The following is a 6,056-nucleotide window of genomic DNA, read 5'->3' as shown; positions in this document are numbered from 1 at the left end:
TCGGTTCATCAGGCCGACCTGGTGAAAGTCAGGGCCTGCCTGACGGCAGGCCGTTACCGGCCCGCACACAAAAAATCTGACACTTCCGTCCGCTCTGGGTCAAAACGGCCGCTCGTGAGCTCCCGCTTCCGACTCGAAGCGCACATCGATCCAAGGCTCTTTAGTCGGTATCGGCCTCATCGCCTGCAACGTCAACTCAGATCCAGACGTCATTCACCGCAGTTCGCTCCCCGCCTTCATGGCCGGTGTTCAAAACGCCTCGCGGCTCGATCATCATCAGTTTCGTTTCCGCCTGTGCCGCCGTTCTGTGCTCTACACTACGCGGCACGACATACAGCTCACCCGGCTGCACATACACGCTGCCCTCCGGCAGATCGATACGCAAGGTGCCTTCAAGCACCAGGAACGCTTCGTCGGTCTCCGAGTGCGAGTGCCAGATGAACTCCCCTTCGATGCGCACCACCTTGAACTGGTAGTCGTTCATTTCCGCGACCACCCTTGGGCTCCACTGCTGCTCGATCAGTGCAGCCTTCTGAGCCAGGTTCACAGGTTGCGATGCGCGTTGCGGGTGTAAGTCGGTCATGACAGATCCTCTGTAGTTAGAGCGATCAGCCTATCGAACGCAAAGCACGCGTCTCTTGTACGATCCTGCAAATCAGCGGGCAGGCCGCAAGCGTTCCAGCCAGCGCAGAGGCGGCACGCCGTAGGCGCGGGTAAAGTGCCGGGTCATGTGGCTCTGGTCGTGAAAGCCTGCAGCGAGGGCGGCATCGACCAAGGTGAAGCCATCCAGGACCAGCCCGCGAAAACAATCCAGGCGCCGCAGCGTGAAAAAACGGTATGGGCTGGTGCCGTAAAGGGCTCGAAAGTCCCGTGACAAGCTCCACTGCTCACGCCCGCTGGCCTGTTCAAGCATCTCCAGCGTGGTGTCGTGGTGAAGGCGCTCCATGATGAACGCCCTGGCGCGCTCGGCTGAGCGGTAGTCCAGGCGGTTGCGACCACGGGGCTTGCCGCCGACTGCACGCAGCGCCATGGCCAGGTCCATAGACCGCGTCCTGCTCCTCCAGTGCTTCCAGCGGATGCTCCAGTGCCTGCACGAAGGCCTCGCTGGCGCGATAGAGGCGCGGGTCGCTGGACATCCCGCCGGCAATGAATGGCAGCGGTTCGCCGCCGAGCACGTTCTGGATCAGCGAAGGGTCGATGTAAGCCATCCGGTAGCGAAAGCCGATATCCGTGCCGGCCATGCCGCCATGGAGTTCGTCCGGGTGCAGCGCCAGGGTGTTGCCCGGCACGCCGTGGCACAGCGCCCCTTTGTAGGGAAAGCTCTGTACGCCGTCAAGGGTACGGCCTATCGAGTAGGTATCGTGCCGATGGGGGTCGTAGCCATGGCCGCCAAACCACGCCTCGATGCGCTCCACGCTACCAGGCGTGGCGCTGCGTATGACCCAATCAGACGCGGATGGCGGGTTTGCTTTTCGTGCCCTGGATAGGATTGCTGCTAGTGCGCGATGTAGGATGAGGATGACCCATCCTATTCAGATTTGCGCGGGCACCCAATCCATTTCCGCTGAATGTCCGCTTTGGGTCGAAAGCGGCCAGCCATGAATCAAAGCCGCCACTTCAGGCGCCCTGCGCTACAAATCCTGACGCGTCACATCACACTTGAGTCGTCGCTCAGTCGTCCGTTTTGGGAAATGCGATTTTTTTTAATTTCGCGGGTGTGTAAAAACGGCTGGGCGATCGGTGGAGTAAGGCCGAGGCTGCAGCTATTTTGCCCCGCCCCCCTATTTGGTGATTTTTCGATCACTTTTAGCCGCCTGATCGCCTCACGTTCGCCGGCGAGCCTCCCGGGCTTCGCGCTCGGTTTTGGCCTTGTGGCAGTCGTGGTTTATCGCCCGCAGGTTGGCCAAATCGTCGGTTCCGCCCTGACTTTTCGGCAGAATGTGGTCAACTTCCGATGCCGAAAGCCTTTTCCCACCACAGTTTTCGCACTGGCACAGGTAGCGATAACGCTTAAGCACGGCCTTGGCCAGCTTGCGCCACTCCCTGCCGTATCCACGCTGCTCAGCAGTGCCACGGGCCGGGCTGTTCCAGCCGATGGCCAGCGAGGCATGGGCCTCGCAGTAGACGTGATCACTGGTCGTCTTGCCCGAGCACTAGGGTACTCGGCACGGGCGCTTGGCCTTCGGTGGCATGCCTTACTCCTTGGGGAGCAGTCCTGCGCGCCTTGCGAGGAACTGGGTATAGAGTCCGCCTGCTACATCCGCGCCGATCACAGCGATCACGATCCCGAGACCAGCTGCCTGATAGAGGTTGCTCCATACTGCCAAAGCCAAAAGCAGCGTGGCCATACCTAGCAAGCCTGACGCAAGGAACCGTAGAGCAACCCGTTGAAGGATCTGCCGCAGTCCCAGGTCAGCGCCGGATGCTCGAAGCATTTCGCCGGACAAGCCGGCCAGGCTCAGCAGGACCAGCAGCCAAAGGGGCACATCGGCGAGCGCCTGGTGTTCTGTGTTCATCAGTGATCCTTAAACGAGCAACTCGCCCTTCTTCCCTGCCGGGCTGTCAATAGATTCGGCGCCCAATGCGATGCCATCCGCTGAGAGCAAAGAGGCAGGCATAGCCGCCGAAAACGAAAAAGGCCCACCAGTCGGTGAGCCTCGAAATGAGGAGGTCCAGAAACGAAAAAGCCCCGGCGAATGCCAGGGCTCAGATCAGCTCAAAACACTTCAGCGGTTTTCTGGGTGCGTACGCTCATTAAGGATTTGAGCAAGCTCCTCTACATCCAACCCGTTGAAGTTTCCATCATCAAGTTTGCGGTCTCGGATCGCATCAAAAACGGGAAGCATACGCTCGTACCCGTCAATCGTGGGCATGTGAGCATTATCGATGCGACCTTGAAACTCACTCCACCGCTCAAGGTCTTCTACCAAGATGTGGGCAATCGAAAGGTACTCACCTTCGTTATTTCCATCGAAACCAGGGAAACGTACGTTTCTACCGAATACCCCTGCAGCTTCCGAGAGCGCTTGCCGCTGGTTGTCATCCAGCGCCTCGAAAGAGCCCTCCAGGACCGACCACATCTCCAATACTTCGCAGACAAATACAACTGCCGTCGGGGTCTCTCCAGACTCCTCAAACATTCCTGGATACTTCCATTCTAGCGCCCAGCCTTGCCCTTCCGAGACCATGCGCTGAACAAGCATCGGGTCAAGGCTATCCTCGATCTCAAGCTTCGCGTGAATGTCGGTCAGCAGAGTGATAATCAACTTCTGCTCGTTCGTAAACTCCATTTACCTCACCTCCGGTTTGGCTGATGGCGGTGTGCCATTTAAGCCAGGGCAATCCTATCCGAAAATGATTCGACTCCAAACAACAAAGCCCCGCGCTTGGCGGGGCTTTCAGATTCTCAGGTTACTTTACGTCCACCTCACCGAGCTTAGCCTCGTTGAATGGGACCGTGGTTGGCGCTGCAAACTTCCAGGTCTCACCTGGACCAATGTCCTGCCCGGCAGCCATGGTGTTGCCCACGATGTTCCCATCTTCGTCGTACAGCTTGAACTTCACAAACACATTGGAAAGGGTGCCATTCGTGGTGTTTCGAGCAAGCCCCATGACAGCAGGGTAGCCAGCAGGCGCCTTCCCTGTATGAAGGTCAGATACTTCAACTCGCCAGTCTGCGCTGGCAGCAGTGGACAGGAAGAGTGCGGCTAAAGCTAGAATCTTGCGCATCGGTCAGGCTCTCTGGAAAGACGAAAGCCTCTATCTTGACCACTGGGCACATGATGTCAATGTAATGGCGATAAAAATTTGACGAGGCATCTCTACCCGCTTAGCACAGCGCCTGAGCGCGTCATCGAGGCTGAAAGATGGCAAAATGCCGCCTCCAGCAAATAAGGAGGCCGCATGAAAGACGATGGAAGCAGCACTACAGCGGGCGAAATGGCCGATTGGCTTGGGTCGATCCCAAGGGATACGAAAATCCGCTTCCAAGGCGGCCTGACGTTCTATCGATTCAAATTCAGGAATGATGACCTGGTTCAGATCGAATTCAATGAGCGCGTGCAAGATGCAATGAACCACTTCAACGAGGAAGTTCTCAAGGGCGAATAGCAAAAACCCCGGCTGCATGGCCGGGGTCTCTCTGTGTCACGTTGCTTGCAAGCTGGACACGCTGCTATGAAAGCAGGTGTTTATCCGGCATGAATGAACTTTTTACGCCGCCTCGCTAATCCCATGCAGGTAGCCATCGACGAAGCCAACGCCGCCCTTGACGATCTCCCTTGCTGTTCGCTCGGAGATCCGGCTGACTCGCCAAGCCGCACCATGGTCCACTTTGATCCGAAGTAGAGCCAGACGAAGTCGCCCCTCTGCTGGTTGCGCTTCGTCAGCTTGGCCACGGCTGAGTCAATGGCCAGAGCTTCGTCGTCGGTCAGGGAGTACTGGCAACCACCCCCGGCGGCTGCCGCGGTGATCGATGGCGATACGTACCGTGCACTCCCATGCCATCCATACGCCAACTTCCCCACTGCTCAAGCAACCATTCCGTGTCACCCAGCGGCTTGTCCATGTAGGTTCGTTTCTTCATACAGCCCCCGGGGGCGTTGAGTCGGTGTCCAGGCCGAACAGTTCACACAGGAGCTTGTAAGCGTGTTTGTACTTGGCGCCGCCCTGGATGATCCAGGCATTGGCGATTTACTCGAAGCCTTGGGCGGCTCTGGAGCCGCGCCAGTCGGCCACGATGTCCATGAGGGCGGCGGCGGCGATCCGGCCATTGGTCTGGTCCAGCAGCATGCGGTTGCCCTGCTTCAGGAACTCCCGCTCGACTGGGGTCAAGCTCTTACGCGGCAGAACCGCTGAGAGGTTATTCATAGCCACCTCCGGGCTCTGAATCTTGATTGCGCATCCTCCCTTGGGATGGATCCTGAACACCGCCACAACCCGCGTCGGCACTGGCGTCGGCGGGCGATGACGGGGTTTCGTGTCTCAGCTATGTCTCGGTGTGCAGCGCGGCGAAACCCTGCTGGTCGAGCTGCTGATGCCAGGCCTCCAGGGCGCGGCGTTTCAGCGCCTCGGCGGTGGTGTGGATGTAAGTGGCGTCCAGGTCCTTCATGGCGTGGTTGAGCAGCAGCTCGCCAACCATGTAGTCCACCCCCAGGTCAGTCCAGGCCGTGCGGGCTACCTTCCTGAGGTCATGGCTCGACCATGCGCCCTGGGCCAGGTCGGTGAACAGGGTGCTGGCCTTGCTCGGGCTCAACGGCGCACCGTGGCTGCCGGGGAACAGCAACGGACCCGTGTAGCCCTGGGCGGTCTGCAAGCGCTGGTAGCGGCGTAGCAGCGCACAGGCCTGGGCGGTCAGCGGCAGCGTGTGCTCAGCCTTGGTCTTGGTGTCGCCCGCCGGGATGAACCAGCGCCCCGCGTCGAGGTTGAGGTGGCGCCAGCGCGCCAGCCGGGTCTCGCCCAAGCGCGAGCCGTGGCACAGCATCATCAAGGCCAGCATGCTGCCCGCCGGCTCGACTTCGAAGCGTTCGGCCAGCCGCGCCAGCAGGTCTGGCACATCGTCCCCGCGCAACCGCGCCGGCTTAGGCCGGATCCGCGTCCTCACGAAGTCGGTGAACTTCAGCGCCGCCAGCGGGTTGGCCGCCAGCAGCTCCAGGCGCAGGGCCTGACGGAACGCCACCGCGAGCACGCCATAGACCGAACGCACGAAGGACAGGGCGTAACGCTCCTGCAGCGGCCACATCAGCTGCTGGTCGATCAGCTGTTTGTTGATCGCATCCAGGCGCTGCTCCCCCAGGCGCGGCAGCAGGTGACGGTCCAGAGCCGACCGGACGCTGGCCTTGCGCTTGGCCGATAGCCCCCGGTCCCGGTTCATGCGGTCGCGGTACCACGTCAGCACCTCGCCCACCGTCGTCCAGCTGGTGGTGGTGGACTTGGCGCTGGCATCGGCCGCCCGGCGCGCTAGGATCGCCGGCAGCGTAGCCAGCATGGTCTTGGTGTTGATCCCCGGGTAATCCCCGGCCTTGCCCCAGCGCTGGCGAAACACCACGTGCCAGGCA

General features: G+C 60.2%; 7 protein-coding genes and 3 pseudogenes. 1 reads left to right on the top strand and 9 read right to left on the bottom strand.

The annotated features are described in order from the left end of the window. Window positions 1-196 precede the first annotated feature (196 nt). The 6 genes and pseudogenes from CC207_RS14390 to CC207_RS26785 form a co-directional block, all read right to left on the bottom strand. On the bottom strand, window positions 197-583 hold the full coding sequence (locus CC207_RS14390; protein WP_088852306.1) for a cupin domain-containing protein: 387 nt from the start codon (window positions 581-583) through the stop codon (window positions 197-199). 72 nt (window positions 584-655) lie between these two features. Beyond that, window positions 656-1,490, bottom strand: a pseudogene (locus CC207_RS14385) (AraC family transcriptional regulator). 333 nt (window positions 1,491-1,823) lie between these two features. Continuing rightward, window positions 1,824-2,018, bottom strand: coding sequence for an HNH endonuclease (locus tag CC207_RS28365; RefSeq protein ID WP_158216140.1), 195 nt, complete (start codon window positions 2,016-2,018; stop codon window positions 1,824-1,826). 177 nt (window positions 2,019-2,195) lie between these two features. Next, window positions 2,196-2,516 carry a phage holin family protein gene (locus tag CC207_RS14375; RefSeq protein ID WP_088852304.1) on the bottom strand — a complete coding sequence of 107 codons (321 nt, stop codon included), beginning with the start codon at window positions 2,514-2,516 and terminating at the stop codon, window positions 2,196-2,198. Window positions 2,517-2,726: 210 nt separating this feature from the next. Next, on the bottom strand, window positions 2,727-3,290 hold the full coding sequence (locus CC207_RS14370) for a YfbU family protein (protein WP_088852303.1): 564 nt from the start codon (window positions 3,288-3,290) through the stop codon (window positions 2,727-2,729). A gap of 121 nt (window positions 3,291-3,411) precedes the next feature. Beyond that, complete coding sequence (locus CC207_RS26785; RefSeq protein WP_143496116.1) at window positions 3,412-3,729, bottom strand: FxLYD domain-containing protein; 318 nt, start codon at window positions 3,727-3,729, stop codon at window positions 3,412-3,414. A 174-nt stretch (window positions 3,730-3,903) separates the two neighbouring features. Between CC207_RS26785 and CC207_RS14360 the strand changes: the two genes are divergently transcribed. Then, window positions 3,904-4,110: a hypothetical protein gene (locus CC207_RS14360; RefSeq protein ID WP_088852301.1), complete on the top strand. Its 207-nt coding sequence runs from the start codon at window positions 3,904-3,906 to the stop codon at window positions 4,108-4,110. Window positions 4,111-4,212: 102 nt separating this feature from the next. Here the strand turns inward: CC207_RS14360 and CC207_RS27630 are convergent. The 3 genes and pseudogenes from CC207_RS27630 to CC207_RS14345 form a co-directional block, all read right to left on the bottom strand. Then, window positions 4,213-4,585, bottom strand: a pseudogene (locus CC207_RS27630) (antiterminator Q family protein). Then, window positions 4,582-4,869: pseudogene (locus CC207_RS14350) on the bottom strand (hypothetical protein). Before CC207_RS14350 ends, CC207_RS27630 begins: the two co-directional pseudogenes overlap by 4 nt. Window positions 4,870-4,987: 118 nt before the next feature. Continuing rightward, a partial coding sequence (locus CC207_RS14345; RefSeq protein ID WP_178080970.1) for a site-specific integrase occupies window positions 4,988-6,056 on the bottom strand: 1,069 nt, incomplete at its 5' end.

The organism is Pseudomonas sp. DrBHI1, from assembly GCF_002205115.1.
GTDB classification, from domain to species: domain Bacteria; phylum Pseudomonadota; class Gammaproteobacteria; order Pseudomonadales; family Pseudomonadaceae; genus Aquipseudomonas; species Aquipseudomonas mosselii.
The sequence above is the reverse complement of the archived record's forward strand: the minus strand, read 5'-3'. Positions and strand labels throughout refer to the sequence as shown.

Excerpts from the sequence above, each read along its gene's own strand:
- CC207_RS14390 (WP_088852306.1), bottom strand. The coding sequence starts at position 583 with ATGACCGACTTACACCCGCAACGCGCATCGCAACCTGTGAACCTGGCT.
- CC207_RS14375 (WP_088852304.1), bottom strand. The coding sequence starts at position 2,516 with ATGAACACAGAACACCAGGCGCTCGCCGATGTGCCCCTTTGGCTGCTG.
- CC207_RS14370 (WP_088852303.1), bottom strand. The coding sequence starts at position 3,290 with ATGGAGTTTACGAACGAGCAGAAGTTGATTATCACTCTGCTGACCGAC.
- CC207_RS26785 (WP_143496116.1), bottom strand. The coding sequence starts at position 3,729 with ATGCGCAAGATTCTAGCTTTAGCCGCACTCTTCCTGTCCACTGCTGCC.
- CC207_RS14360 (WP_088852301.1), top strand. The coding sequence starts at position 3,904 with ATGAAAGACGATGGAAGCAGCACTACAGCGGGCGAAATGGCCGATTGG.